Below are 25,549 nucleotides of genomic sequence, written 5' to 3'. Positions count from 1 at the left end.
CCAACCACGAGGTAACCCATGAAAAACCCATTTTTTACCCCGGCGCGACGCCGTCTTCTCTTGCCGCAACTGGTCGGCGCGGGCATGCTCCTGGTGAGCTGCGGGAGCGGCGCGCCGGTGCTCGATTCGGAAGCGTCCCTGTCGCTTTCGGCGGTGCCCAACACCCTCAAAAACAACGGTGATACGACCCGTGTGTTGGTTCGTGCCATGGTCGACGGCCAACCGGCCTACGACGGCACCACGATTTGGTTGGGCGCGGACCGCGGCAGCCTGCCGGAGAAAGTCACCCTCACGGACGGCACGGCCGAGGTCTACTTCCGCAGCGACGAACGCATCGGCTCGGTCACCCTCACGGCGGGGCGGACACCCGGAGGCTCGGATGCGAGCGAAACGGTTTCGGTGATCGACAGCGTGGTGCCCCTCGGCGAACCTTATATCAGTTACAGCCCCACCAACCTCACGGCGGCCGGCGGCACGGTCGACATCCGCGTGCGGGTCATCGGCGAAAACAACCTACCCCTTCCCGGGGAAACCGTCATCATGTCAGTATCTTACGGAAGCCTGGCCCCGGGGCGGAGCGCACAGAAGACGGATTTGGACGGCTGGGTTAACCAGACGTTGACGGTGCCCGCGCAACAGCAACATCCCGAAGAAATCGGTTTGACCTTCCGCGTTCGCGACCTGGTGATCGACGACAAGCTGATCACGATCACCCCCAACCAAAACCCCAAACCCGAGATCCATGTTTCGCACGCAACGGCGGAGATCGGCCAAACGGTGGTGTTTAACGGCGCGGCTTCGTCCGATCCAGACGACAGCCGTCCCCTCGATCCGGGGCAAATGGAATGGCGCTTTGGCGACAACTCTGCCGCGGCCAAAGGGCTGAGCGTCGAACACACTTACACCCGGCCGGGAACCTATGCGGCCACCCTGACCATGACCGACGCGCTGGGCGCGGCGGTGACGGCCACCAAAACGGTTACGGTCGAACCACCTGAACCCAACGTCGCACCCACCGCGGTCATCACGGTCTCTCCGACGGATCCTCGCGACGGCGAGGAGGTTATTTTTAACGGGGAACGCAGCGGCGATAGCGACGGCGAGATTGTGGCCTACCGCTGGCTTTTCGGCGACGGTTTCCAGGAAGAAGGCGTGCAGGTCAGCCGGGTGTACCCCGGCGCGGGAGAATACACGGCCACGCTCACGGTTGAGGACGACCTGGGCGCGCGCACCTCCACCACGGCCAAGGTGACGGTTGCGGGCAACAAAGCACCGGTTGCGGCGCTGAAGGCGGCCGGTGAGGTCTTCCGTCCCGGCGAGCCGGTTTCCTTCGATGCATCCGAATCCAGCGACCCCGACGGCGATGCGCTGACCACCTATTCCTTCGACTTTGGCGACGGCAGCAGCCGCCGTACGCAAAACACGCCAACCCTGAGCCATAGCTACACGGAACAAGGGGTTTACCTCGCCCGAGTGATGGTTCGCGACAGTCGCGGGGCGGTTGATTATGCGACCACGACCCTGGCTGTTACCCATCGGCAACCACCCCGCGCGAGTTTCGGTTTTGAACCGGAAATTGAGGTGAAAGCTGGAACCACCCTTCGCTTCAGCGCCCGTGCTTCGACCTCCGAGGAATCGCGCATCGAAACCTACGAATGGAACTTCGGCGACGGTCAGCCAGGCGTTGGCGTTGAAACAACCCACACCTATTTCGAGGCCGGCGAATACTCGGTTCGTCTCACCATCATCGATGAATACGGGGTCCGCGACACCTCGGCCCAAGTCGTCCGCATCATCGAATAACCCACAACTTATTCAACCCACCCCAAGGAGAATGCTATGAGCAATACCCAACACAAATTGGACAATTTACGCGCACCGCGTGTCCACATTACCTACGACGTCGAGGTCGGTGACAACACGGAATCCAAGGAACTGCCCTTCGTGGCGGGTGTCCTGGCCGACCTTTCCGGCGACGGCAACAAGGAACTGCCCTCCCTCAAGCAACGCAAGTTCACCGAAATCGACGGTGAAAATTTTAACAAGGTCATGCGTTCCGCTGAGCCGAGCCTGAACTTTCGTGTCGCCAACAAGCTTACGGGCGACGGCCGCTTCGAGGTCAAGCTCCAGTTCAAAGAACTCGAGGACTTCAACCCGACCCGCGTGGTGAACCAAATCGAACCCTTGCGCGAGTTGTTGGAAACCCGCACCAAACTCAAAGATTTGATCTCGAAGCTAGACGGCAACGAGGAACTGGACGGCCTGCTGCAAGAGGTCATCAACAACACGACCAGTGTTGGCAAATTGAAAGATGAATTGGGAGGCAACCATGAGTGAGATCGCCGAAATGGACCAACAGCAAGGTAGCGAAGAACAAGTCGGCGCGGCGGTCGCGGAGCGCGGCCTGCTCGATCAAATCATCGAAGAAGGCCACATGGCCCGCAACGAGGTGCAACAAAAACGTGCCAAGGAATTGATCGAAAGTTTTGTGCAAGAAGTGGCCGACAACAGCAAGATCAATGTCAGCCACGACACCATCGCCATGCTCAACGAACGCATCGCGCAAATCGACAGCTTGATCAGCGATCAGCTCAACGAGGTGTTGCACGACGAGAAGTTCCAACAATTGGAAAGCACCTGGCGGGGTTTGGACTTCCTGGTCAGCAAAAGCAACACGGGTGCCGACCTCAAAATTAAGGTGCTCAACGCGAGCCGCGACGAGCTGCAAAACGATTTGGAAAAAGCGTCCGAGTTCGACCAAAGTACCTTGTTCAAAAAGGTCTACAGCCAAGAGTTCGGTACCTACGGCGGTCATCCGTTTTCGATGCTGCTGGGCGATTACCAATTTGGCCGCGGCCCGCGCGACGTGGCCTTGGCGCGCATGATCAGCCAGGTGGCCGCTTCCGCCCACGCGCCCTTCATTTCCTCGGCCGCGCCGCAAATGTTCGACATGGACAGCTTCACCGATCTGGACAATCCCCGCGATATGGCCAAGCTGATGGAAAGCACGGAACTGGCCAAGTGGCGTTCCTTCCGCGAAACCGACGATTCCCGCTTCTTCGTTTTGGCGCTGCCGCACATTTTGATGCGTTTGCCCTATGGGCCGGACACGGTTCCGGTTGAAGATTTTCATTTCGTGGAGAACGTAACCGGCAAAGAGCATAACAAATACCTGTGGGGCAACGCGGCTTGGGCCTTGGGCCAACGCATGACCGAATCGTTCACCAAATACAAATGGTGCGCGGCGATCCGCGGCGTAGAAGGCGGCGGCGCGGTGCACGACTTGCCGGCCCACAGTTTTAAGACCGACGAGGGCGATGTCGAACTGAAGTGCCCCACCGAGGTGGCGATTACCGACCGGCGCGAAAAAGAATTGGCCGATCTGGGTTTTATACCGCTGGTTCACTGCAAAGGCACCGATTACGCGGCCTTTTTCTCGGCGCAAACTACCAACAAACCCAAGGTTTACAGCAACGACGCGGCCACGTCCAACGCGCGCATCTCCTCGATGTTGCCCTACATCATGGCTTCCAGCCGTTTCGCCCATTACCTGAAATCGATGATGCGCGACAAAATCGGGACCTTCGTCAACCGCGAACAGGTTGAGTCTTACCTGAACAACTGGATCAGCCAATACGTGCTGTTGGACGACACCGCGGGTTTGGAAGTCAAAGCCAAATTTCCGTTGCGTGAGGGTCGCATTGATGTCTCCGACGACCCCGCCCGTCCCGGTTGCTTCCGCGCGGTCGCCTTTTTGCGGCCCCACTTCCAATTAGACGAGTTGAGCGTTTCGTTGCGGCTCGTCGCCGAATTACCACCCCCCGCGGGTGGTTAAAAACCCGGCCTAACCGCCGGTCGGGTGGTGCTCCCTGCTTGGATTTTGGGTAGGGGCCGTTGCCCGCGCCGCCTGGTTCGTCACAACCCGACGGCGACCGTTCCTCATTCACGTTTCGTCACAAACCGTCAACGGGAACCGGGATTTACTTAGACCTTGTCCGTAGGCCCGCTACCCAAAACCAAGACACAGGAGATTATTATGTTCAATATTTTCATGAAAATCGATGATATTCCCGGGGATGTTCGTACCGAGGGCTTCACGAACCAAATTGGTATCCATTCGATGAACCACGGCGTCAGCATGAACGCCTTCTGTCAGCCTGGTAAAGAAGGTCGTACCCAGGGCTACGCCCACCACAACGACGTTACCCTGAGCAAGGTGATGGACGGCAGCTCCTACCTGTTCAAGCGCTACTGCATGGAAGCCAAGCCCATTAAAAAAGCGACCATCAGCATTTGCCGCGAGAAAGACTCGGTGTTGCTGCCGATCATCGTGTTCACCATTGAAGATGTTCTGGTTAGCTCTTACAACTTCTCCGCCGGCGGCGGTGCCAACCCCTCCGAAACCCTGACGTTGAACTACCGCACGATTAGCTGGACCTACCGCGATCAGAAGCAAGACGCGAAACACGCGGGCCAAAAAGCCGGCGGTTGGGACATCCGAGCCAACAAAGAGTACATGGTCAAGTAAGCAATGGGGCCGTGCCTTGGCACGGCCCCCAACAGGGCGATGCGGATCGCGGGTTCCGCATCGCACCAACCCTGCTGTGTGGGAGGTTGTTATGAATGAACTACGACCCAAGCCGGGTGCGCCGGTGCCTTTGTTGGCCAGACTCATCGATCTGGACCGGGAGCAGCTTCGCGAGGCGCAGCCGCTGCGAACCTTGGATCGCGACGGGTTGCTGGCGTCCCTCAAGGAAGAGATCGACGGGTTGTTGGCCACGCGGGTACCGATGGGTGCGCGCGCTTGGCTGGCGCAGCCCAAAACGGTTCACAACTTCGGTTTGCCCGATTTCTCCGATCTCAGTCCCCAAAATCCCAATCACCGCGATCTGGTCAAGATGGTGATTGCCGACGCGGTCCACCACTTCGAGCCGCGTCTGCGCGATCCCGAGGTGACGGTGCAACCTCGCAAGGGCCCACCCGGCCGTTTTCAAGTGATGCTGACGGGGCAGATGTTACTCGCGGATTTGGTCGAACCGATTTCCTTCCCCTGCATTCTGTCTTAGTCCTTATTTCCAAAAGCTTTCTGTGAGTTAGACGAACGCATAACGGAGGTTTCCATGGCTTTTCAAGTTGCCGCCGCGGCGGTTACCCAATGCACCTTTGGGGCCGCGCCCTCGGTGCTGAATGTGCTGCCCGTTTCACGAACCTTGGTCGAGGGTAAACCGGCCGCCAACATTATGGATCACAAACCCCTGATGAACGTCATGCCGTTCGGCATGTGCTCTTCACTCGCCAATCCCACCGTGGCCGCCGCCACCGCCGCCGCGCTGGGTGTGCTCACGCCGATGCCCTGCATGCCGATGACGGTTGCGCCTTGGGTGCCGGGTTCGCCCACGGTTCACGTCGGCAACATGCCCGCGCTGAACAACAGCTCCAAATGCATGTGCATGTGGGCCGGTGTCATCAGCATTAACGTTCCGGGTGCCTTCACCTGCATGGAACCTTAACCAAACCAACCCCTTTCATGCGAGGCCGATCATGAGCGAAGCTTTGTCAACCTACTTATCCGAACTGGCGTACCTGCGCCGCATGGGTGCCGCCTTTGCGCGCCGTCACCCCAAGGTGGCCGCGCGGCTCCAGCTGGAAGCCAACGAATGCGCCGATCCCCATGTGGAGCGCTTACTCGAGGGTTTTGCCATGTTAACGGGCCGCTTGCATGATCGCATTGATTCCGGTCACGGCCGTATTGCCGAAACCCTGCTCGATATTTTGTATCCCCAATTAACCACTACCGTTCCATCGATGGCGATTGCTCGGTTCGGCCTCTCCGACAAAGCCTCGCAAATGACCACCGCTTATAACGTGCCGCGCCACACGCGGTTGGTGACGGGCGACGGCGACCACGCCTGCCGCTTTTTAACCGGCGCCCCCCTGGAACTCTGGCCGCTTGACGTAGCCCAACTTGCACTGGTCTCGCCCAACCGCTTTCTGTGTTTGGACGGGACGCCGGATGTCGGCGGCGTGTTGCACCTGACCTTGGCGGTCGAGGGCGATAGCTTGCCCGAGTTGGAACTGGACCGGCTGCGGTTTTTTATCAACGGCGACCGCGCCGCGGTGCCGACCTTGGTGGACCTGTTGTTTCGCGGATTACGCGGGGTGGTGCTGTTGCCGGACGGCGACGAACAGCGTGCGGTTTGGTTGGCGCCCGAGGCACTGACCCATGTGGGTTTCGACCAGGACGAGGCGCTGCTGCCGTACCCCGACACGGCCCACGCCGGTTACCGTTTGCTGCAGGAATACTTTCATTTCCCGCAAAAATTCCAATTCTTTGAGGTGTCCGGGCTGGCGCGGCGCGGTCGTTGTCAACAGTTGGAAATTCTGTTCCTGTTTGACCGCAACCCCGGCAACCTCTACGTCGACCGCAATACCCTGTGTTTGGGATCTGTACCGGTCATTAATTTGTTCGAGCAAACAAGTGACCCGATTCGCATCGACCATACCGACGTGGCGTATTCGCTGGAGCCCGACTCGGTGCGGCGCCGCACCACGGAAATTCACAGTGTGTCGCGTGTATCGCGTTCGCCACTGCCCGACCAACGCGATACCGACATTCCGCCTTATTTTGGTTACCGCCACTACGGCGACCAGGGTCACGCGTCGCTGTTTTACACCCTCAAACGACGCGCCTGTTTTCAAGAGGATATGCCGGGAACGGAAATGATGTTGAGCCTGGTGGATCTGGGTGGCGCCGCGTTGGCGGCCCCCTCTGAATCGGGTCGCGATATGATCGTCTACGCCCACACCTTGTGCACCAACCGCGAATTGGCGGCGGAACTGGCGGGTGGTACCCCGCTGGTGATTGATCGACCCTCGCCACTCGCCGCGGGTGAATTGCTCACCAAACCAACGCTGCCAGGCCGTCCCCAAACCGGCAAAGAAGGCGTCTGGCGGCTGATTTCGCAGTTGTCGTTAAACTATCTCTCGCTACAGGGCGAGACCGGTTTGGCCGCCTTGAAGGAAATGTTGGCCTTGTATGCGCCCGCCGATTCGGCCCATGCCGAACGTCAGATCCGCGGCCTGCGCGGGTTCGCATCGCGCCCCGCGACGGCCCATCTCGGCGACGCGGCCTGGCGAGGTTTTTGTCGCGGCTTGCGGCTTGAGTTGGCCTTTGACGAGTCCTTTTACACCGGTACCGGGTTTTACCTGTTCGGCGCGGTACTCAACCACTTCTTTGGTTTGTACGCCTCGGTCAATGCCTTTACCCAGCTCGCGGCGCACCGTGTGAACCGTGAACATGCGTGGCATGTGTGGCGGCCCCGTGCCGGCGCCGCCGCGCTGATTTAGGCGGGGTGGCTGTGATGACGACCTCGATGCCCGCGGTGGCACTGGAACAGTGCGCGTTTCTTCAACTGATCCGCTTGCTGGAGAACGCCGAACGCGACCGACCGGCGGTTGGCGACACACCCGAACCCAATCGGGAAGTAGTGCGCTTTCGCGGTCGGGTCGATTTTGGTTTTCCCGGCGCCCAAGTGGACCAACTGGAAGCGACCGGCGCGGCCGTGGGTGAAGGGCCGGCTTATGTGTTGACCAGTCGGGTGCTGACCCTGCTCGGCCGCTTCGGTCCAATGCCCTCGGTTTACAGCGAACGGATCATGCGGCGATTGAGTGAAGGCGACGAGGCCGGTCGTGAATTTCTGGATGTGTTTCACCACCGCTTGGTGACCTTGTGGATCAAGATCTGCAAAGCCATTCAGCCCGAACTCAATGCCGTGCCCGCCGCGGAGAGCGACTACCTGCGTCAGTTATTCGCCTTTGCCGGTCTGGGCCTCGACAGCTTCAAAGACCCGTTCGGTCCGGTCGACACGGCCTTGCTCGGCGGCGTGGGTCTGCCCACGCGGGTTCGCATCCCCGCCGAGGATTTGGCGCGGCTGGTTCGCTTTCATTTCGGGGTGACCTGTCGCGTGAAACCCTTTGTCGGCGGCCCGCTGACCGTCAGCCGCGAGGATCGCGCCGTTTTGTCCGCCCGGCACGGCGCCCGTTTGGGCTGCTCGGGCGCGCTTGGCAAACGGGCCTGGGATTGCAACAGCCGTTTTGCGGTTTGCCTTGAAAACCTTTCCCTGGCGCGACTCGCTGATTTTTGTCCCGGTGGTGCCGATTACGCGGCGCTGGTTCGCTTGCTGCGTTTTCACAGCGGCGCGGACCTGGATTTTAGGCTTGAACTACAGATCGCCCCGTTGCAACCGCGCGGCGCCCTGTTGACCGCAAGCGAGGGCACCGGCGGCGCGGCCTTGGGCTGGAATACCTTGCTCGCTGCAAGCGCGCCGCTCACCCCGGCGGTGGTCACGCTTTACCCGGACCGTATCGCGCCGACGGACGGGGTTTTTGATACCGAGGAGGATGTATGTCTGTAGATTTCGACAACCCGGGTTTTTCCCTGACCACGCCTTTTGGCGATGAACTTCGCCCGCTCCGTTTTGAAGGGCGTGAGCTGATGTCGGGCCTGTATCAGTTCCAGGTCACCATGCTTTCGGCCAACCACCAACTCGATTTTAAGCGGATTGTCGGCCGCCACCTGAGTTTGTCGGTGGGGGTTGCCCGCAACCAAGAGCGGGTGATCGACGGGTTGGTGACCGAATTTCGCCATGCCGGTTTGGCGGAGGACGGGGTGCGCTACATCGCGGTGGTACGGCCTTGGCTGTGGCAGTGCTCGCTGACCAACGATTGCCGCATTTTCCAAAACAAAACCGTTCCCGAGATGGTGAAAACCCTGTTTCGCGATTACGGCTTTGGTGATTTTGAGTTCCGATTGCGTCGCAAATACGCCAAACGCGAATACTGCGTGATGTACATGGAGAACGCGCTCAACTTTGTCAAGCGGCTGTTAGAGGAGGAAGGCATCTTTTTCTTCTTCCGCTTTGAGGTCGGCAAACACACGATGATCCTGGCCGACGAGGCCGACGCCTATCTCGATTGTGTCGGCTCCAAGCAACTGGAATACCGACCCTTCCCCAACGATGTCGAGAAGGGGAGCAGCATGGAGAAGTGCGAGTTTAGCGGCGGCATGACGGTCGGCGGCGTGGTGTTGGACGATTATGATTTCGAGGCGCCCTCGGCCGCCTTGCTGGCACGTGCCGGCGATCAGGGCCGCGCCGGCGTGGTGTACCGCTATCCCGGCGGGTTCCGCGAGCAAGGCGCCGGTGAGGCACGAGCCAAGTTGTTGCGTGAGGCCTACGCTTTTTCGGGTGAACGGCTCAGCGCCAACAGTGTTGCGGGCGGCCTTACCGCGGGCGGTAAGTTTACGATGTTGGAGCACCCGCGCGAGGCGCTGAACGGTGATTACATCGTTCACGATGTGCATCACCAGGGCGACAAAAAAGGGTACCGCAACCGGTTTAGCGCGTTTCCTGTCGACCACGTTTTCCGGCCGCTTCCGAACACGCCGCGTCCGCGGATTTTCGGCGCGCAAACCGCGGTGGTGGTCGGCAAAAAAGGCGAGGAGATTTGGACCGACCGCTACGGCCGCGTCAAGGTTCAGTTCCATTGGGACCGCGAGGGCCGGCGCGATGAGAATTCATCTTGCTGGGTGCGCGTTTCTCAAGGTTGGGCCGGCAAACAGTACGGCAGTTTTTTCTTGCCGCGCATCGGCCAGGAAGTGGTGGTTACCTTTTTGGATGGGAACCCCGACCGGCCGCTGATTACCGGGGCCGTCTACAACGCCCAACAAACCGTGCCCCTGCAATTGCCGGGTCAGCAGACGCGGAGCACCGTCAAAACCAACACCAGCAAAGGCGGTGCGGGATTTAACCAAATCAGTTTTGAAGACAAAAAAGATCACGAGCAGTTGACCCTGCATGCGCAGAAAGACATGCAGGTGACCGTGCGCAACGACGCCTCGGAGAAGGTCGGCAACCATCGCAAGGCGTTGGTAGAAAAAGGGCACGACACCTTGGAAGTGGCCAAGGGCGACGCCAACCTAAAGGTCCCCAAGGGGGTCCGACGGGAAACGGTGAAGGAGCGTGTGATCGAGGTGACGCGCGACGAGGCGCACCGCAACAATGCCGATTACCGCCACGAGGTGCGGGGTGACTATACCTTGCGCATCAACGGCGATCTGACCATCGAAGCGATGGGCAACATCACCATCAAAGCAGGCCGCAACCTGACGCTGCAGAGCGGGCAAAGCCTGAGCCTGAAAGCGGGGACCGACATCAAACAAAATGCCGGGACCAGTTTGACGCAAAAAGCGGGGATCAGCCTCAAAGCCCAGGCGGGCGCGGATTTGGAACTCAAGTCCGGTGCCACCGCCAAGCTCAAGGCCGGTGCCATGGCGCAGGTTCAGGGAGGCGGCATGCTGATGTTGAAAGGCGGGTTGGTGAAAATCAACTAGCCGGAACGTGCCGCCTCGGCGGCTTGACCAAGGAGCGTCCCATGGACCAAGAAATCGTTCGGGAATACTACCCCGACGGAACCCTATCACTGGAGAAAACCATGCACGACGGTTTGTTGCACGGCCCTCTCCGCGAATTCGACCGACAAGGCAACCCGGTCTCCATCGCCCACTTCAAAGAAGGCCGTTTGCACGGCATGTCGATGCAGTTCGGCGATGAAGGCCAGGTGATTCAAGACGCCAATTATCAAGACGGTGACTTACACGGTTCGTTCCGCGTTTTTGACGCGGGCGGTTGCCTCGAACACGAAGTGCCCTACCGTCGCGGCCTGGCCCACGGCGAGGCTAAGTACTATGCAGAGGGTGCTTTACGTTATTTGATCGAGTATCGTGACGGTGAAATTCACGGCATGTTTGTGCAGCATAACGACGCCGGTCGGGTGATGGCCCGGCTGCGTTTTCGCGGCGGCAAACAGGACGGCCTCTCTTCCTGGTTTAACGAGGAAGGCGGGTTGATCCGCACCAGTGAATACCGCGACGGTCTGCTCGACGGGGAAACCGTTGATTACGAATCCGATGGGTCCGTGCGCGAGCGCGCCCCCTACCAACAAAACCTGCTCCACGGCGAGGTGATTCGCTTCGACCGTGACGGCAACGAAACCGAACGGGTTGCTTACCGCGAGGGCGTCAAGCTCGAAAGGACAACCCAAGACGCTGTATAAAACGCGTCGCCCCACCTCATCTTGGAGGATTCCGTGATTGTCAAGTTACCCGGTACCCAACCCCTTGTGCTGTTGATGCTGTCGCTGCTCGCGGCCTGTGCGCCCAAGAGCCCGACCCGCATCGCGGTGACCCTGGCCGACGACCTGAACGATGACCGTGCTTTACCGGTTCAAATCGCCGTGTTCCACGCGCGGGATGTGCCCAACAGCTTGGGTCCGCGTGAGGCGCGACGTTGGTTTGCGCGTCAGGGCCGTGCCTTGCTCGCCAAGGACGCCGGTTTCCTGCACGCTTGGGAATGGGTGCCCGGTCAAGAACTGCCCCATGGTGTGTCGCTTCACGGTGTTCGCCGACCCGTTTATTTAATTTTTGCCGATTACCGCCGCGAGGGAACTCAGGCGGTTGTGCTGCGCGATATGCGCCATTTTCGGCTGAGCTTTGAGAAACGCCGCTTTCTGGTGCGTGCCGTCGCTGACGGTTCATCTCTCTCCAAAGCTTTACCGCCTTTACCGGCTGTTGCCGAAAAGGTTCCGGGTCGTTTTCCCCAAAACCATCTCCTGCCGGAGAACCGTTCTACCACCCCCACCCCTGCTGTTATTTCATCCCAACGTTCGCCGCTGCGTCGGCGTTAGAGCGAGGTTCCCATGTACGAAACATCGGTTGTACCGCCGGCGATCTCCTGGCACGAGGGCATGTTGTTGTCGCCGCAACATTTCCAGGAACAGGACCGCCGCATTGAAGGTCTGTTCCGCTTTCACGCCCAAAACCTGGAGCCCTACTACTGGGGTGTCAACCACCTGCGCATCGACGAGGCGGCCCTGACCGAGGGCGAGTTGCGTTTGACCGCCGTCGATTGTGTGTTGCCCGACGGCTTGGTGGTCGCCTACCGACGCGGTGCCGACCCGTCCGCCGCCGAACCCGTGCTGCGTTTGGGCGATCACCGCGACAGCCTGCGCGCCGCGCCGCAAAAAGTCTTCCTCGGGGTCATTCACGAGGCCGACACCGACGGCGCGAGCGTTTCCTTGCGGCGTTTCGACAGCGTGGCCGGGGTGCCCGTCGTCGACATGCTGGCCGGCGGGCGGGTTCGCATCCCCCGCTTGGCGCCCCGTTTGGCGCTGTTCCTGGGGCGGCCGAGCGACATGTACAGCGCCCTGCCGCTGTTGGAACTCACCGTCAAAGGCGAGGTTCCCGAGGTCACCGATTTTGTGCATCCCGTGTTGGCCGCCGACCGCAATCCTGAAATGATGCGCATGTGTCGCGATTTATCCGCCGGGCTGCGCCGCAAGGCCGGCAACCTTTCGGCCATGCTCGCGGATGAGAACCACGGGGACGACGGTTTTCGCCGCGATACCCGCGAAACCTTGGCCTGTTTGGTTGCCGGTTTGCCTTTGTTTGAAACCCTGTTGAACGCCGGCCGTCAGCACCCGTTTCGCCTGTACCAGGCCTTGGTTCAGTTGATGAGCGCCTTGGTGCCCTTGAGCCGCTCCAAGGTGCCGCCGCTCCTGGGTGTCTACAACCACGATCAGCCGATTAACGCCTTTCGCGAGGTGCGTGATTACATCGCGTCCATTATCGACGCCCGCATTCACGAGGCCTTTTCGGTGGAACCCTTCCAGCGCGAGGGCGAGACCTACGTGGTCGCCTTCCGCCCCGAGTGGGAAGGGTGCGAGCTGGTGCTCGGGCTTGGCAAAGACGCCGACACCAGTCAGCGCGATGTGTTGGCATGGATGAACGGCGCCCTGATCGGCAACCGCCGCGCCATTCCCACCTTGCGGCGCAACCGTGTACTGGGTTTCAAACGCACCTTTGTGGAGAAGCTGCCAGGATTGGCGCCCGGGCGCGACACCGTGCTGTTCCCGCTTTCCTTCGACGAACAAGAATTGGCGCCGGGCGAGGATTTGGTGATCTCGCCGTCCGTGGCTTTTTCCGGTGATATGAAACCACCCCGACTCATCCTGTTCGTCCGCAACAAAAACGATTTAAAGCAATAAGGAGCACGCGCCATGAATGATCCAACCCGTTCCTTTTTGTACCGTCAGTTTTTGCAGTTTTACCGCGAAACCGCCGCCCTGGTGCATCGCATTCAAATCCAAGCCGATCCCGAGCGCCGCGACGAAATACCCGGTGATTACGAATCGCTGAATCGCAAAACCGTTAGCGACAAGCTGATGCTGGTGCTGGATCGGCAGGCCGCTTTGGTTGCCGGTAACCGCGGGGCCGTCGAGCCCCGGCTTTATGATGAAACCCGTTACGTGATGGTGGCCGTCGCCGATGAACTTTTTCTCGATTTGCAGTGGGCGCACCGCGATGCCTGGGGCGATCATCTCTTGGAAGAGCAGATGTTTGGGTCCCAGGCCGCCGGTGATTTGTTTTTCTCGCGGCTCGACGCTTTACTCGCTTTGAACGGTCCCGTTTACGAGGATTTGGCCAAAGTGTATTTAACCGCGCTGGCCTTGGGGTTCCGCGGCCGTTACCGTGTCGGGGATCCCAACGGCGAGGTCGCCGTGTACCAGCATCGGCTGTATCACTTCATCTTTAAACATGACCCGCACGGCGCGCCGCGACCGCTGTTCCCGCAAAACCAAGAGGTGGGTTGTGGCGACGAACCGCCGCAACACCTGCCCACCATCCAGCGTTGGCTCCAAGCCGGCGCCGCGGTGGCCGCGCTGTGGCTGCTGGGTACCAGCCTGGCCTGGTGGTCCTTGTCGGCGCCGGTGCGCGCCTTGATCGCCCAAGTTATTCAGTTTCGTTAACCCGCTGATCCCGTACGTGAAGGAGGTCCCATGACCGAAATGATTTATAACCTTTTGATGGTCGTCGACATGAATACGGCGATTGCCTTTGTCGCGATTGCGGGTTTCCTTGGTTCTTTGCTCACCTGGCTGAACAAACGGCGGCTCGCCCAAGGTGGTGAAACCGGCGGATTTTTCCTTAAACGCAAGAAAAGCGAACCCAAGCCGGACGCCGCCGACACACCCGAAAAAACCTCATGGTGGCGTCGCAACCGCACGCGGCGACGGGGACGCGGCCACGTGAAGCACGCCTTTCAGCAAGGGGTTTCCTTGCTGAAAGGAACCTTTCCCGGTGGTCGTTCGCTTTACCGCCTGCCTTGGTTTTTGCTGTTGGGCGAAAGCGGCGCCGGCAAAACCAGTTTGATGCAGCACAGCGGACTCAAGTTACCGCTGGGGCCGCCCAAACAGGACCGCGATGGGGCCGAAGCACCTCTGTCCTGGTGGTTTTACGACCAAGCCGTGGTCCTTGATATCAAAGGCGCCCTGCAACAACGCGATGCCGAAGCGCAAAAGTTGTGGGGCCGTTTTTCCAAGATGCTGGTACGTGCGCGCCGTGAGCGCGCGCTGGACGGCGTGATCCTGGCTTTGCCCGTGACCCGCTTACTTCACGGCGACGCCGCCGACACGGCCGCGCTCAAAGCCGAGGTCGCCCATCGCTACGAACAACTGGTTGCCCTGCAGCAAGAGACCGGCATGGTATTTCCCGTGTATGTCGTGGTGACCCAATGCGATGCACTCGACGGTTTTGCCGAATTGTGTAGCCAAATTGAGCCCGAACAACGCGATCATATCTTCGGCTGGTCCGTGCCTTACGATCCCCACCACCAGTACAGCGCGACCTGGGTCGGCCAGGCCTTTGCATCGCTGAGCCACCGATTGGGACAGATTCAATTGGAAACCGCTTTTCGCGGCTTCCGGCGCGATCAAGATACCGCCGCTTTTTTCCTGTTCCCCGAGACCTTGCAAACACTCAAGCCCGCTTTACAAATCTTTCTCGATGGGATTTTTACCCCAACCAGCTACCACGATCCGATTGTGCTGCGTGGGATCTACTTCACCGGTGACGCGCGCGGCGCTCTGCCGCAAGCCGTGGGTTCCGAGCAGCAACCGCGGGTACCCCGCTTTGTGCGTGACCTGCTGGCGGCGCGAATTTTTCCCGAAAAATCCCAGGCCCGACCGACCCGGCACAAGCTCAAAAGTTTGAACCGTCAGGTGCTTTGGTTGCGCGGTGCGACCCTGGGTGCCGCCCTGCTCTGTTTGTTGGGCTCCTTGTGGGCCTTTCATCACATGCTGCAAACCCGGCATGAATTATCCGGTTCGTTGCGCGGCATGCATCGCGTGTTGGAGGAGAAACAAAACGGTCGTTTTGACCACCTTTGGTTTACGGGTAAAAACAACCCTTTGTTCTTGGCCATGAAACGTTTTCAAGAGCCGCACTTCTTGTCTTCGTTCGTGCCTGCCTCCTGGGTTTCCGACATCAATGGTGACGTGGATCGGGCAACCACGGTCGCCTTTGAGAAAATTTTGCTGGACGGCTTGGGGCAACAGCTTCAAAAACGTGCCGAGGCGCTTACCGCGGTTCGTGAACGGTCTGGGCCGCCGCCCGACGCCACCAGTCCCTTGCCGCAAACGCTGACCGATTTGGCCGCTTTTCGTGATTTGGCCGATTACAGCCGCGACTTGGCCGAGCTTGAAAAGCACATTAAGGATTACAACAACCTGCGCAAAACCCTTGATTTGGACGTGCTGCGCGATCTGATCCGCTATTGTTTCGATTTCGAAATGCCCGATGCCGGTTTGCGCCGGTTGGCCGCGATGGACATCGATTTCCGTCGTTTCGGGACCGTTACCTTCGACCGTCGTTACGAGGCCGGGGCACGCGCCCGCGCTTTGTTTGCGATTTTTCTCGACGATCTGTTTTATCCCGCCGACCAATTGGTGCGCGATCAGGAAGCCTTGCAACAGGTTTTGCAACAACAACATGACTGGGGCGAGGACCGCTCAGACTTTTTGGCCGCTTTGCGCGCCGTGACCTTGCGGTTGAAAAACACCGAACGGTTGCTGGGCAAGGAACCTTTTGGTTTACTCGGCGAAGCCGAACCCGTGCTCGGGGCCGCGTGGCCGTCGCTGCTCAAGCGTTTCAAACAGAACAACTTGCTGGAAGAGAACTTGGACGAGGTTTTGGCGGGCCGTTTCCGGGAACGTTTGTTCGCGGGTCGGGACCGGCTCGATCTGAACTTGCTCCAAGAGGCCGTTGCCCGCCGGGAACCGATGCGTGCCTTTTTCGGGTTGTCTTTTATTCAGGGCGGGGATGTCGCGGATGCCGTGGTGTACCGCGAATCCTTCGACGATTGGCGCAAAGCAGACGTATACCAAGCTTTACGCCACCATCAGGTTTACCAAAACTACCGGCGCCGTTGGCTCGGTGCCGGTGGGCGGGGTCAATGGGCCGCTCTGTTGGACAAACTCGCGCTGGAATGTTTGGAAGAAGCCGTTAACCAACTGATTGCACGGGCGCCGATCTTGCCGATGGGCACCGTGCAACCCTTTTCCGAGAAGGATTTGACCCATAGCGTTCGCGGCTTCCACGCCGCCGCCCGTGATCTCGCCACCTTGGCGCAATTTTTTGATGAGCGCGGTTTGACCGAATCGCGTGAGGCCGTCAACGCCTACCTTACCGAAACCGCGCTCGGCCTGCTGTTTCGCGCCGACGCCTTTTTGCCCCGCGACCTTTATTTGGACCTGGACATCAGTGGCTGGGACGGACTGGGTCCCATCGCGCCCAAGGGTTTTGGGTTTGACGATCACAAGGCCCTGCAAGCCTGGCTTGACGCGACACGCAATCATCTGTGGCACCTTGGTTTAAACGGGGTGGCACCGCTGTTGGCCGTATTGGAACAAAGCAACAGCGATCCCGCCGTGGCCGGCGGGGCTTTGGTGGTTCGTTGGCGCGGCATTCTGGAGGAGATTGAAGCCTATCAGGCGCGCAAACCTTACCCCGCCGTGCGGCGTTTGGAAGTGTTTTTCCGGCGCGATAGCAACCGCATCCATCTGGACAATTACCAACGTTTATTGGCGGACATTCGTCCTTCCAGTAATTACTTCTTGGAACGCATCAACCACGTGAAACGTTTGCTTCTAGAGCACCTGACGACCTTGGACCAGAACCGGCACCAGGTGCGTTTTCCCCGGCGCCGCCGCGCATTTTCCGAGGGTGTAATCGAACCTTTTAATACCTGGCTGGCGGGTTCGTTCCCCTTCGCCGCGGCCGATACCCCAGGTGAGATCGACGGCACCGTGATGGCGCAAATCGCCGCCGCGAATGAACGTCTCGCCCCTGATTTGGCCGCCTCGGTTGATTTTGACGGTGACCCGGACGCCGCGGCGCCGGCCGCGCTGGATTTTAGTCGGCGCTTCCAGGCGGCGTACCGCCTGCTGCACCAGCTCGAGGGTCGACAAGGTCAAAAGCCGCGTCGGTTGCGTCTGCGTTTCCGCGAGCGGGTTGAACACGAGGCCGAAGCCTTGGGCAACCACATTGTCTCGTGGCACTTGCGGATCGGCCCAAGCGCGCTTCCCTTTCGCGAGGAGGCCGCCGTGGCCGACTGGCAGGTCGACACGCCGATTGAGCTGCGTTTGCGCTGGGCCAAAAACGCGCCCCATCAACCGGACCCGTCGCTGCGCACGCCTTGGTATCGGGTGGAAGGCCGCGAGGTGGTTTTTTCTTTTAGCGGACGTTACGGGTTGTTGCGGTTGCTGCAACGCCATGGTGTGGCCGAGCATGCCTTGCAACGGGGTGACACGCACCTGCTGCGTTTCGAGATCCCGCTTCAGGCCGGCGGCGAAACCACCCACGCGATTGTGTTTTCACGACTGCGCATTGAAGAAGCGGGTGAGGCGACCCTAACCGAACTGCCCGATTTCCCCCACCGCGCCCCGTCGGTCTCGCTCCGTCGCGGAGGGGAACGGTTGCACAGCGAACCCGTGCATCTCGGTCGTTACGGCCGCGAGCGAAACGATTAAAAACCCATTTATTCACAGCCAAGGGAGGCCGAGATGACCGCTGTTGACAGCACGGCGTGGTCCTATGACCACTTACTCAAACCGATTTCCGAACAAGAACCGGCCGGGATCAACCTGCGCTACGAACCAATTTATGACGACATTCGCGAGGCGCAGCGCGAGGACGACCTCCATTTGCCGCGCGGCGATTGGGAAACCGAACTCAAGCGGGCCGATTGGCGCGAGGTGTGTGAGCTGTGCGAGCAAGCGCTGGGTGCCCAATCCAAAGATTTGCGGGTCGCCGCCTGGTTGGTTGAGGCCTTGCTCAAGAACAGGGGGCCCGCGGCGGCGGCTTGTGGCGTGCACATGCTGCGTGAAATAAGCCTAACCTTTTGGAAAGAAGCATTCCCGCAAGACGAGGACGAAGACTACGAGGCCCGTCTCGATCTGTGTGAATGGTTGGATCGGCGTTTGCACTTGGGCGTGTTGCACTATCCTTTGTTCGCGTTGGAGGCGATGCAGCCCGTTTCCTTGAGCGATTGGGAACGCGTCGTTAAGACCCGCAACGCCGATCACAAGGACGGGTTACCCGAGGGTGAAATCGATCCCGCCGCCTTTGACAAAGCTTTAAAAGCGACCGCCACCGCGGACTTACGCGCTTTGCAGGCTGGGTTTGCCGCCTTGGGCGAAGCCGTGGATCATTTGGAAACATCCTTGGATGAATTGATGGGTCGCGCCGCACCCAGTTTCAAAACCGTGCGTGACATGCTTGAATTGCTGCAACGCCGTTTGGCCGAACCGCTCGCCACCCGCCACGATGGGCTTGAAAGCGATCCCGAACCAGAGGAAGCATCCACGGAAGCCGGCGGGGAATCAGGGGTTTTGTCCATGCGGGGGGCGATTCAAAGTCGCGATCAGGCCTACCAACTGATTACCAAAATTGCCGATTTCCTCGAGGCGACCGAACCCCACAGCCCGACGCCTTACCTGTTGCGTCGCGTCGCGGATTGGGGCAATAAGTCGTTGGTCGAACTGATGCAAGAGACGATCACCTCGCAGGACGAACGTTCCCGTTACATGACCCATTTTTTCCTGCCGATCCCCGAGGAACCCAAGCAGGATTCCGGTTGGTAGCGTGAAGCCGCGGGTTGTGTTGTAATGGGTTTATTCCAAACGATTAGGTCACCTTTTCTACGGGGTGTTTTTTGTTGAATGCCCCGTAAGCAATGGGAAACAGGAGTGATGATGGAACTGACCTTTCGCGCCGCAACCCGTGACGACGTCCCCGTGATTGTGGCCATGTTGGCCGACGACGCCCTCGGTCATCAACGCGAGGCCTACGCCGATCCCTTGCCCGAGTTCTATTACACCGCTTTTGCGGCCATTCAAGCCGACGCCCATAATGAATTGATGGTCGCGGAAGGGGAGGGGCGCATTGTCGGCACGCTTCAACTGACCTTCATTCCTTATTTAACCTTTAAAGGTGGGACGCGTGCCCAAGTTGAAGCCGTGCGGGTTCACCGCGATTTTCGCGGTCGCGGCTTGGGGCGACGTTTTTTCGAATGGGCGATTGAGCGCGCGAAGGGACGCGATTGTCATGTGGTTCAGCTCACCACCAACAAACAACGGGATCGCGCCCGCGATTTCTACGACGCCCTCGGTTTCGAAGCGACCCACGACGGCATGAAGCTTTACCTCAAGCCCTGGTAAAACGTGCCCCGTTGCCGTTGATCCGGTGATTGTTGCAGTTCACCGGGTCCGGTAAGGACGACCACCGGTGCGCGGCGTAAACCTCCTGTGAACCACGCGGCGGCTTGCCGCAAAAGAACCGAGGAGGCTTTGTCATGAAATACGTGTTGACTGGTGTGTTGTGTTTGCTTTGGAGTGTGACCGCGGCTTGGGCGGGTTCGCCCGGCGCGGGGGAGGTCCCGGAATTTAAAAAACTGAAAAACCTCATTGGTGAATGGCGTATCGATATGGAATTGCGGCAACCCGACGGTACCTGGAAGGCCGCGAACCATCCCACCTTTGCTAGTTTGGTGCTGCACAAAAACGGCTACATTCGCTCCCACCATAAAACGCCGGGCGCCAAAGTCAATTGGGGTATGGAAATTACCTACAGCTACAACAAGTACGGCAAATTCTACCAATTGGTGACCTTGGACGAAATCTCCGGCTTAATTGACATGTTTCGCGGTCATGCCGACGGGGACGCGATTGTGTTCGATAACCTCCTCGCCGATACCACCACGCCCAATCAGAAAGGGGAGTCCCTCCACTGGCGAGTACGCTTAAGTGGATTGGATGAGGGGAAACCGCGTAGCCTGATTTCCGTTTCCACCGACGCCGGGAAAACATGGCGTCCCGCCATGCGCGGTGTTTACCAGCGCGTTGAAACCCATTGAGGTATTTTGCCGCGCGGGAATGCCGGCTTATGCCGCGCGGCAATTCACGCGATACGAGAGAAAAACCACCCCGCTGATTAGGTGACGCCCATGCACGTGCTCATTGTGGAAGACGAACCACCGATTGCCAAATACTTGGCGCGACTATGCCGTACGTTGCTCGCTGACCAACTGGCCCATATCGAATTGTGTTACACCTTGGATGCCGCGGCCGCTTATTTGGCCGAGTATTCCATTGATCTGTGTTTCCTCGATCTCAACCTCAATGGCCGGAGCGGGTTCCAGCTCTTCTCCAGCGCGCTTGCCGGGCCGTTTCACACCATCATCGTGTCTGCCCATACCGACCAAGCGATTCATGCGTTTCAATACGGGGTCCTCGATTTTATCCCCAAACCCTTTGACCAAAACCGTTTGGATCTCGCGCTGCAACGGTTTTCCGGTCGTGTTGCGCCCGCCGTCCGCGAGATGAAATGGCTTTCCGTTCGCAAAGCCGGCGGCTATCAAACCCTCGCTTTAGAAGATGTTGTTTTTTTTCGGGCGGCCGACGCCTATGTCGAGGCCGTTCTCGCCGACGGCCGCTGCGAACTTTTGGATAAAACCTTGGATCGGCTGGAGCAACTTCTTCCAGACGGTTTTTTGCGCATCCATCGCTCTGCCATCGTTGCCCTTGCTCGGGTGGCCGAGTACCGGCACTGTGGTGGCGGTCGCTATCAGGTGACCACCCAATCCGGTCAGGTGCTTCCCCTCAGCCGCACCAAATACAAACAGCTCCATGCGCTCCTGTGCGGCGAGGAGTCCTAATTGCGGCGCCTCGCTTGGTTTTGGTTGCTCCCGATGACCCTGTGTCTGGTGCTCGCGGATGAGGGGCCGGCGCCCCACCGCCACGACCTGGCCCCGGTCTGGAAAGGGAGCCTGGTCCAGTCCTGGCGGTATCTGGCGTCGGATGATCCGGCTTTTGCCGATCCGATGTTTTCCGACGGCGACCTACCGGTTGTGGTGGCCGACGGTACGGCCGTCGCCGCGCCCGAGGGCGTCGTCTGGTTTCGTCGCGACGTCCTCTTGGAAGGAACTTTGGGCGAAACCCAATTTCTCGGACTTTATCTTGAAGAACAACCGGTCGCCTACGAACTCTATTGGAACGGCCGTCTGTTGGATCAAAACGGTCGGGTTGCCGCGAGCCGCGAAGAAGAGCGGCCGGGCACCCTGCTCGGCTATCACGCGATACCGCGTGAGGCGAGTTCGCCGGGACGGCATCTGCTGGCCGTGCGGCTCTCCTGTCACGCGTTGCCGGATTTATACCGTTTACCCGCCGTCGAAATAGGCACGCTTAACCATTTTCGCGGGCGCCAAACCGACGCCTACTACCTCAAGCTCATCAATCTCGGTATTTGGTTTTTGGCCTTTGCCCTGTGTGTCGCCTTGTTTTTGGGCGGCCGCCGGCACGCTGCCATTCTGTGGTTTACCCTGTTTTGCATGGCGGTTATGGGTGAAATAATCGGCTATCTTTGGCTTTCGTTTTTTCCCCATCCGATTACCCATCTTCCTTGGAAAAATGCCTTTTATACGTGGTTACCCGGTATCAATGCGTTCCTGCTCCACGTGTTTTTCCTAAGCAATTTCAATATAGGTGAACGGCGACGTCACCTGGCGATCATGGTCGCGGTGGTTGGCGTGTCGACTGGACTGGGATTGCCGTTGTCACCCTTCTGGTATCCGCTGGGTTTGGTGATTTGGCAAGGCACCCAACGGGTTCCCGGAGCGTGGCCCGCCGCCCTGGGCTTGGCCGGCATTACCCTCTACTTTCAAGGTTTTGGGCAAGTGCTTTCGCCCAGTTACAGTCTTGTCCTGATTCTTTTTTTGTTCTGTATGACGCTTTCGATGAGTCTGCAAATCCAGGCGCGGGAGCGCGCCCACCGGCAGGCTGAGATGCGTTCGGCCCGATTGGAAACCCAGCTCCTTAAAAAAAATATCCAGCCCCATTTCCTGATGAACACCCTGCTGTCGATTATCTCTTGGATTGAGGACCAACCCAGCCGGGCCATTGCCATGGTGCGCGCCTTAGCCGACGAGTTCCGCATTATTGACCGCATTTCCGCCGAACCCTTGGTCCCGCTGGCCGAGGAACTCGAACTCTGTCGCGCCCATTTGGCAATTATGGGGGGCCGGAAAGATGCGGATTACCAACTGGATGTGGTGTGCGTCGGCGAGGAACCCGCCGTGCCGCCGCTGCTTCTGCACACCTTAATCGAAAATGCCTTGACCCATGCGTTTGCGCCCGGTGAGAGCGGCACTTTTTCCCTTCATATCACGGAGGAGGCGCGCCGGTGTCTGGTTGTGTTGGCCAACGGCGGATCCTTGCTGCAACAGAGCGACGATGTGTTGGGCGAGGAAGGGGTCGGCCTTCGTTACGTAAGGGCGCGCCTCGAGGAATCGTTTCCCGGCGGGTGGTCGCTGGTGTACGGCATGGAGGCGGCGCGTTGGGTGGTTCGGCTTTCGTTTCCGGCTGGGGTGCGGGTGCCACGCTCTGATTAAAAGTCGTCGCGGTACACCGTCTCGCCATGGGGGGATTTGAGTTCGACCCAGTCGACCGAGCCGGTTCCCAAAAACCGAAATTGCAGGCCTTTGATGGGGCCCGCATCCAGCGCCAGTTGGTGTTGGTAAACCGGGTCGCCGTCGATGTGGATGGTAACCCTACCCGCCTCGGCCGTTAGGGAGAGTTCGCGCCATTCGGATAAATCGCGACCGAATGCACTGAAATCGTGTTTTCGGCCCGAAAGCGATTCGCCGGGAAACCACAGCGACAGGTTGCTCACACAACCCGCGAATGCCATGGGAATCAGGTAAACACCGTTTTCACAGAAGACGAATAGCTCGCTCTGTTGACAGGTTAAGCCGCCGTCTTCCAGGCGGTTGCGCAGGCGTGCCGCTAACTGAAAATCATTGCCGGTAAGTTCGCCGAAGTCGCGCACGTTGTAATAGCTGACCCAATAGCGGTTCCGCGAGCGGTCCAGTTGAACCCCGTCCAGGGTTTCCGGTTGGACGCCCATGATGCCGTTTGCCTTGAAGGCCTCAAGGGGAAGGTAAAAAGGCCGCGTGTCGCGTCTTTTGTAGCGTGCCAGCGGCAACCAACCCTCGGTTTGGATGTGCACGCGGCGGTCGGCCACGATGCGCCCGTCGACCATCAGGCGTGCGCGGTGGAAACCGGGATAGTAATAAACCGCGGCATGGTGGCGCTGGTCCGGGGTGAGTGGCACCCGTTCCGCTTCATTCCAGGACTGCTGGAAGGTGGCTTCTTTGGTTTCCAGCGGGGCCAGATCGAAGTCGAAAATGACCGTATTGGGCAGGGCGCGGGTAACCGTGGTGCGGTGGTCAAAGGCGACCTCGGGTAGCGGCGCCGCTTCAAAGGATTCGGCCGGGTGGTTGGCGAACATCGAGAACAAAACCAGCACCACGGCCCCGACCAAAAGGGCCGAGCCGATCCAGGGCGCAAATCGGGAGGCGTCCGAGACCGGCCCCTGGTTGCTTGGCGCCGACATCGCGCTGCTTGGCGGCGGCGGTGGGTTCGGGGTTGGCTCGGGTTCGGATTGCGCGGTCGGCGGCGCTGCTTCTTGGCGCTGATGCAACTGTTGTTGGCAGGCATGCCAGCTCTCAAAACCCGCGAATTGGGCCAAGGCTTCTAGGGTGGAGGGGTGGGGGGTGGCCGCGTATTCCGGTTTCCACAGGCGCCGTAATGTTGACAGGCTGATCGAGATCTCCGTCTCTTTCAAAATCAGCCCACTCAAACGTTCGTAGTCCCTTTGCTTCCAGCCGGCGGATTCGCCCCAATCGAGTTGCGCCTCGATTTGGTTTTTGCAGAAATGGAGGGTTTCGTGGAGGGGAATCGGCATTTTCTTCACCTGAACGGCATTTGAATGAAACTTGAACGGCATTTGAACGACTTTGGTTCCAGTCGCTTACGTAAGCTTCATGCAAACGAGATCACAAGTCTCTCGCCTGTAGGCATCATACCACCCGGCGGCGGCATCCTCGGGAATTGTTGGTTGTTTTGGTGGATCACCACGGGTCTTGGGACTTGGGAATCATTCAAAGAAGGAGCGTTGAACGATGAAACGATGGTTGTGTGTGGGTTTGATTTCTCTGTTGATGATGGGTTCGCTGAGTGCCGGCGAGGTGCCCTTCGACGAAGAACACTGGGAGAATGTCGATGCGATTGCCGGGGACTTTTTGGGGCGCTCCGCCATCTCCGGCGCCGTGCGACTCAAGGACGTTGCCATGCGGAACGGAACCATTGAGGTGGATTTGGCCGTGACCGGCATGCGTGGTTTCCCCGGGATTCGGTTTCGCATGGTCGACGACGGCGATTTTGAATCCGTTTACGTGCGGCCACACAAAAATAACTTACCCGACGCCGTCCAATATGCGCCCTCCAACAAAGGCATGGTGGAATGGCAGCTTTACAGCGGCCCCGGCTACACCGGACGCGCGCACCTGCCTCCTTTGAAATGGATGCGTCTGAAGCTGGACATCCACGGCGACTGGGCCGAACTGACCATTGACGGCCAGAAGATCATGAAGATGCCTTTGAAACACGAGGGCGACGGCGGGGGGATTTTGTTGAATGCCGCGCCAAAAGGCCATGCTTGGTATACCAATTTTAAATACACGCCGCGGGAAGCGGCGGGCGGGGAGCCGGCGGAAACGGTCGCCATTGCCGAGGGAACCGTTCGCCAATGGCAGCTTTCGCCCGTGCTCAAAACCGAGGATCTGGATACCGAGGTATATCCTGGCAAAGTGGCCGGCGATAAGTGGCAAACCGTGAGCGTCGACGGCCCCGGCTGGGCGAATATTTCCAAAGTCCACGCCAAAGAACGCGGCTGGGCCACCGTATTGGCGCGGGCCGAGGTCAATGCCGACCAGGCCAAGCGGGTTCGGCTCAAGATTGGTTACAGTGATCGCGTGGATTTGTTTGTAAATGGCGAAAAGGTGTTCCGGGGGATTGGTGAATTCCGCTCCCACGACCAAACCTACCTCGGCATTGTCGGTTTGAACGACGTGGTTTATGTCGATCTGAAGAAGGGCAAAAACGAAATCATGGCCATGGTTCACGAGCGCTTCGGCGGTTGGGCCGTCTGGGCTCAGATCGAGGATCTCAACCGGGAAAACGTTCACTAGATTAAGGTGTTTCTTGCTCTCCAGGGCATTGAGAAGGCGTGGCCGTCGGGGACTGGCAAGCCGACTTACCG

The 25,549-nt window shown here is 59.2% G+C and carries 21 protein-coding genes; 20 read left to right on the top strand and 1 reads right to left on the bottom strand.

Going from position 1 to position 25,549, the window contains the following annotated elements:
• The first annotated feature begins 18 nt into the window (after positions 1-18).
• The 19 genes from J3U88_RS21590 (at position 19) to J3U88_RS21500 (ending at position 22,838) form a co-directional block, all read left to right on the top strand.
• On the top strand, positions 19-1,803 hold the full coding sequence (locus J3U88_RS21590) for a PKD domain-containing protein (RefSeq protein WP_207861056.1): 1,785 nt from the start codon (positions 19-21) through the stop codon (positions 1,801-1,803).
• 36 nt (positions 1,804-1,839) lie between these two features.
• On the top strand, positions 1,840-2,337 hold the full coding sequence (gene tssB / locus J3U88_RS21585; protein ID WP_207861055.1) for a type VI secretion system contractile sheath small subunit: 498 nt from the start codon (positions 1,840-1,842) through the stop codon (positions 2,335-2,337).
• Positions 2,338-2,347: 10 nt separating this feature from the next.
• The gene (gene tssC, locus J3U88_RS21580) at positions 2,348-3,835 is read left to right on the top strand and encodes a type VI secretion system contractile sheath large subunit (RefSeq protein WP_207861083.1); all 1,488 of its coding nucleotides are present in this window, start codon (positions 2,348-2,350) and stop codon (positions 3,833-3,835) included.
• A 201-nt stretch (positions 3,836-4,036) separates the two neighbouring features.
• Positions 4,037-4,528, top strand: coding sequence for an Hcp family type VI secretion system effector (locus J3U88_RS21575; protein WP_207861054.1), 492 nt, complete (start codon positions 4,037-4,039; stop codon positions 4,526-4,528).
• A gap of 91 nt (positions 4,529-4,619) precedes the next feature.
• Entirely contained in the window at positions 4,620-5,066 is a 447-nt protein-coding gene (gene tssE, locus J3U88_RS21570; RefSeq protein ID WP_207861053.1) for a type VI secretion system baseplate subunit TssE, read from the top strand.
• A gap of 54 nt (positions 5,067-5,120) precedes the next feature.
• Positions 5,121-5,510 carry a DUF4280 domain-containing protein gene (locus J3U88_RS21565; protein ID WP_207861052.1) on the top strand — a complete coding sequence of 130 codons (390 nt, stop codon included), beginning with the start codon at positions 5,121-5,123 and terminating at the stop codon, positions 5,508-5,510.
• A gap of 31 nt (positions 5,511-5,541) precedes the next feature.
• Positions 5,542-7,347 carry a type VI secretion system baseplate subunit TssF gene (gene tssF / locus J3U88_RS21560; protein WP_207861051.1) on the top strand — a complete coding sequence of 602 codons (1,806 nt, stop codon included), beginning with the start codon at positions 5,542-5,544 and terminating at the stop codon, positions 7,345-7,347.
• A gap of 14 nt (positions 7,348-7,361) precedes the next feature.
• The gene (tssG, locus tag J3U88_RS21555) at positions 7,362-8,414 is read left to right on the top strand and encodes a type VI secretion system baseplate subunit TssG (protein ID WP_207861050.1); all 1,053 of its coding nucleotides are present in this window, start codon (positions 7,362-7,364) and stop codon (positions 8,412-8,414) included.
• Positions 8,405-10,390 carry a type VI secretion system Vgr family protein gene (locus tag J3U88_RS21550; protein ID WP_207861049.1) on the top strand — a complete coding sequence of 662 codons (1,986 nt, stop codon included), beginning with the start codon at positions 8,405-8,407 and terminating at the stop codon, positions 10,388-10,390. Before tssG ends, J3U88_RS21550 begins: the two co-directional genes overlap by 10 nt.
• 41 nt (positions 10,391-10,431) lie before the next feature.
• Complete coding sequence (locus J3U88_RS21545; RefSeq protein WP_207861048.1) at positions 10,432-11,112, top strand: toxin-antitoxin system YwqK family antitoxin; 681 nt, start codon at positions 10,432-10,434, stop codon at positions 11,110-11,112.
• Between the two features lie 33 nt (positions 11,113-11,145).
• Positions 11,146-11,742 (top strand): hypothetical protein, encoded by a 597-nt coding sequence (locus tag J3U88_RS21540; protein WP_207861047.1) that lies wholly within the window; start codon positions 11,146-11,148, stop codon positions 11,740-11,742.
• 12 nt (positions 11,743-11,754) lie between these two features.
• The gene (gene tssK, locus J3U88_RS21535) at positions 11,755-13,101 is read left to right on the top strand and encodes a type VI secretion system baseplate subunit TssK (RefSeq protein ID WP_207861046.1); all 1,347 of its coding nucleotides are present in this window, start codon (positions 11,755-11,757) and stop codon (positions 13,099-13,101) included.
• 12 nt (positions 13,102-13,113) lie between these two features.
• Entirely contained in the window at positions 13,114-13,863 is a 750-nt protein-coding gene (locus J3U88_RS21530; protein ID WP_207861045.1) for a DotU family type IV/VI secretion system protein, read from the top strand.
• Positions 13,864-13,893: 30 nt separating this feature from the next.
• Complete coding sequence (locus J3U88_RS21525) at positions 13,894-17,922, top strand: type VI secretion protein IcmF/TssM N-terminal domain-containing protein (protein ID WP_207861044.1); 4,029 nt, start codon at positions 13,894-13,896, stop codon at positions 17,920-17,922.
• Between the two features lie 33 nt (positions 17,923-17,955).
• Entirely contained in the window at positions 17,956-19,035 is a 1,080-nt protein-coding gene (gene tssA, locus J3U88_RS21520) for a type VI secretion system protein TssA (RefSeq protein ID WP_207861043.1), read from the top strand.
• A gap of 111 nt (positions 19,036-19,146) precedes the next feature.
• The gene (locus J3U88_RS21515) at positions 19,147-19,611 is read left to right on the top strand and encodes a GNAT family N-acetyltransferase (RefSeq protein ID WP_207861042.1); all 465 of its coding nucleotides are present in this window, start codon (positions 19,147-19,149) and stop codon (positions 19,609-19,611) included.
• Between the two features lie 134 nt (positions 19,612-19,745).
• A complete protein-coding gene (locus J3U88_RS21510; RefSeq protein ID WP_207861041.1) occupies positions 19,746-20,306 on the top strand; it encodes a DUF1579 family protein in 561 nt (186 codons plus the stop codon).
• Between the two features lie 90 nt (positions 20,307-20,396).
• Positions 20,397-21,107: a LytR/AlgR family response regulator transcription factor gene (locus J3U88_RS21505; protein ID WP_207861040.1), complete on the top strand. Its 711-nt coding sequence runs from the start codon at positions 20,397-20,399 to the stop codon at positions 21,105-21,107.
• Positions 21,108-22,838, top strand: a complete 1,731-nt coding sequence (locus tag J3U88_RS21500; RefSeq protein WP_207861039.1) for a sensor histidine kinase — start codon at positions 21,108-21,110, stop codon at positions 22,836-22,838.
• Here J3U88_RS21500 and J3U88_RS21495 read toward each other — a convergent pair.
• Positions 22,835-24,193 carry a hypothetical protein gene (locus tag J3U88_RS21495; RefSeq protein WP_207861038.1) on the bottom strand — a complete coding sequence of 453 codons (1,359 nt, stop codon included), beginning with the start codon at positions 24,191-24,193 and terminating at the stop codon, positions 22,835-22,837. The genes J3U88_RS21500 and J3U88_RS21495 overlap by 4 nt on opposite strands.
• Positions 24,194-24,410: 217 nt before the next feature.
• Here J3U88_RS21495 and J3U88_RS21490 point away from each other — a divergent pair, with 217 nt between their 5' ends.
• The gene (locus tag J3U88_RS21490; protein WP_207861037.1) at positions 24,411-25,478 is read left to right on the top strand and encodes a hypothetical protein; all 1,068 of its coding nucleotides are present in this window, start codon (positions 24,411-24,413) and stop codon (positions 25,476-25,478) included.
• The last annotated feature ends 71 nt before the right edge of the window (positions 25,479-25,549 follow it).

It is taken from the genome of Acanthopleuribacter pedis (assembly GCF_017377855.1).
Lineage (GTDB): Bacteria > Acidobacteriota > Holophagae > Acanthopleuribacterales > Acanthopleuribacteraceae > Acanthopleuribacter > Acanthopleuribacter pedis.
This window is presented reverse-complemented; position numbering and strand designations above follow the sequence as displayed.

What these genes read in the sequence shown, in the direction of transcription:
- J3U88_RS21515 (WP_207861042.1), top strand. Translation starts at nt 19,147, where the DNA reads ATGGAACTGACCTTTCGCGCCGCAACCCGTGACGACGTCCCCGTGATT.
- J3U88_RS21525 (WP_207861044.1), top strand. Translation starts at nt 13,894, where the DNA reads ATGACCGAAATGATTTATAACCTTTTGATGGTCGTCGACATGAATACG.
- tssE (WP_207861053.1), top strand. Translation starts at nt 4,620, where the DNA reads ATGAATGAACTACGACCCAAGCCGGGTGCGCCGGTGCCTTTGTTGGCC.
- J3U88_RS21495 (WP_207861038.1), bottom strand. Translation starts at nt 24,193, where the DNA reads ATGCCGATTCCCCTCCACGAAACCCTCCATTTCTGCAAAAACCAAATC.
- tssG (WP_207861050.1), top strand. Translation starts at nt 7,362, where the DNA reads ATGACGACCTCGATGCCCGCGGTGGCACTGGAACAGTGCGCGTTTCTT.
- J3U88_RS21530 (WP_207861045.1), top strand. Translation starts at nt 13,114, where the DNA reads ATGAATGATCCAACCCGTTCCTTTTTGTACCGTCAGTTTTTGCAGTTT.
- J3U88_RS21575 (WP_207861054.1), top strand. Translation starts at nt 4,037, where the DNA reads ATGTTCAATATTTTCATGAAAATCGATGATATTCCCGGGGATGTTCGT.
- J3U88_RS21565 (WP_207861052.1), top strand. Translation starts at nt 5,121, where the DNA reads ATGGCTTTTCAAGTTGCCGCCGCGGCGGTTACCCAATGCACCTTTGGG.
- tssF (WP_207861051.1), top strand. Translation starts at nt 5,542, where the DNA reads ATGAGCGAAGCTTTGTCAACCTACTTATCCGAACTGGCGTACCTGCGC.
- J3U88_RS21505 (WP_207861040.1), top strand. Translation starts at nt 20,397, where the DNA reads ATGCACGTGCTCATTGTGGAAGACGAACCACCGATTGCCAAATACTTG.
- J3U88_RS21545 (WP_207861048.1), top strand. Translation starts at nt 10,432, where the DNA reads ATGGACCAAGAAATCGTTCGGGAATACTACCCCGACGGAACCCTATCA.
- tssA (WP_207861043.1), top strand. Translation starts at nt 17,956, where the DNA reads ATGACCGCTGTTGACAGCACGGCGTGGTCCTATGACCACTTACTCAAA.
- tssK (WP_207861046.1), top strand. Translation starts at nt 11,755, where the DNA reads ATGTACGAAACATCGGTTGTACCGCCGGCGATCTCCTGGCACGAGGGC.
- J3U88_RS21510 (WP_207861041.1), top strand. Translation starts at nt 19,746, where the DNA reads ATGAAATACGTGTTGACTGGTGTGTTGTGTTTGCTTTGGAGTGTGACC.
- J3U88_RS21490 (WP_207861037.1), top strand. Translation starts at nt 24,411, where the DNA reads ATGAAACGATGGTTGTGTGTGGGTTTGATTTCTCTGTTGATGATGGGT.
- tssB (WP_207861055.1), top strand. Translation starts at nt 1,840, where the DNA reads ATGAGCAATACCCAACACAAATTGGACAATTTACGCGCACCGCGTGTC.
- J3U88_RS21590 (WP_207861056.1), top strand. Translation starts at nt 19, where the DNA reads ATGAAAAACCCATTTTTTACCCCGGCGCGACGCCGTCTTCTCTTGCCG.
- tssC (WP_207861083.1), top strand. Translation starts at nt 2,348, where the DNA reads ATGGACCAACAGCAAGGTAGCGAAGAACAAGTCGGCGCGGCGGTCGCG.
- J3U88_RS21550 (WP_207861049.1), top strand. Translation starts at nt 8,405, where the DNA reads ATGTCTGTAGATTTCGACAACCCGGGTTTTTCCCTGACCACGCCTTTT.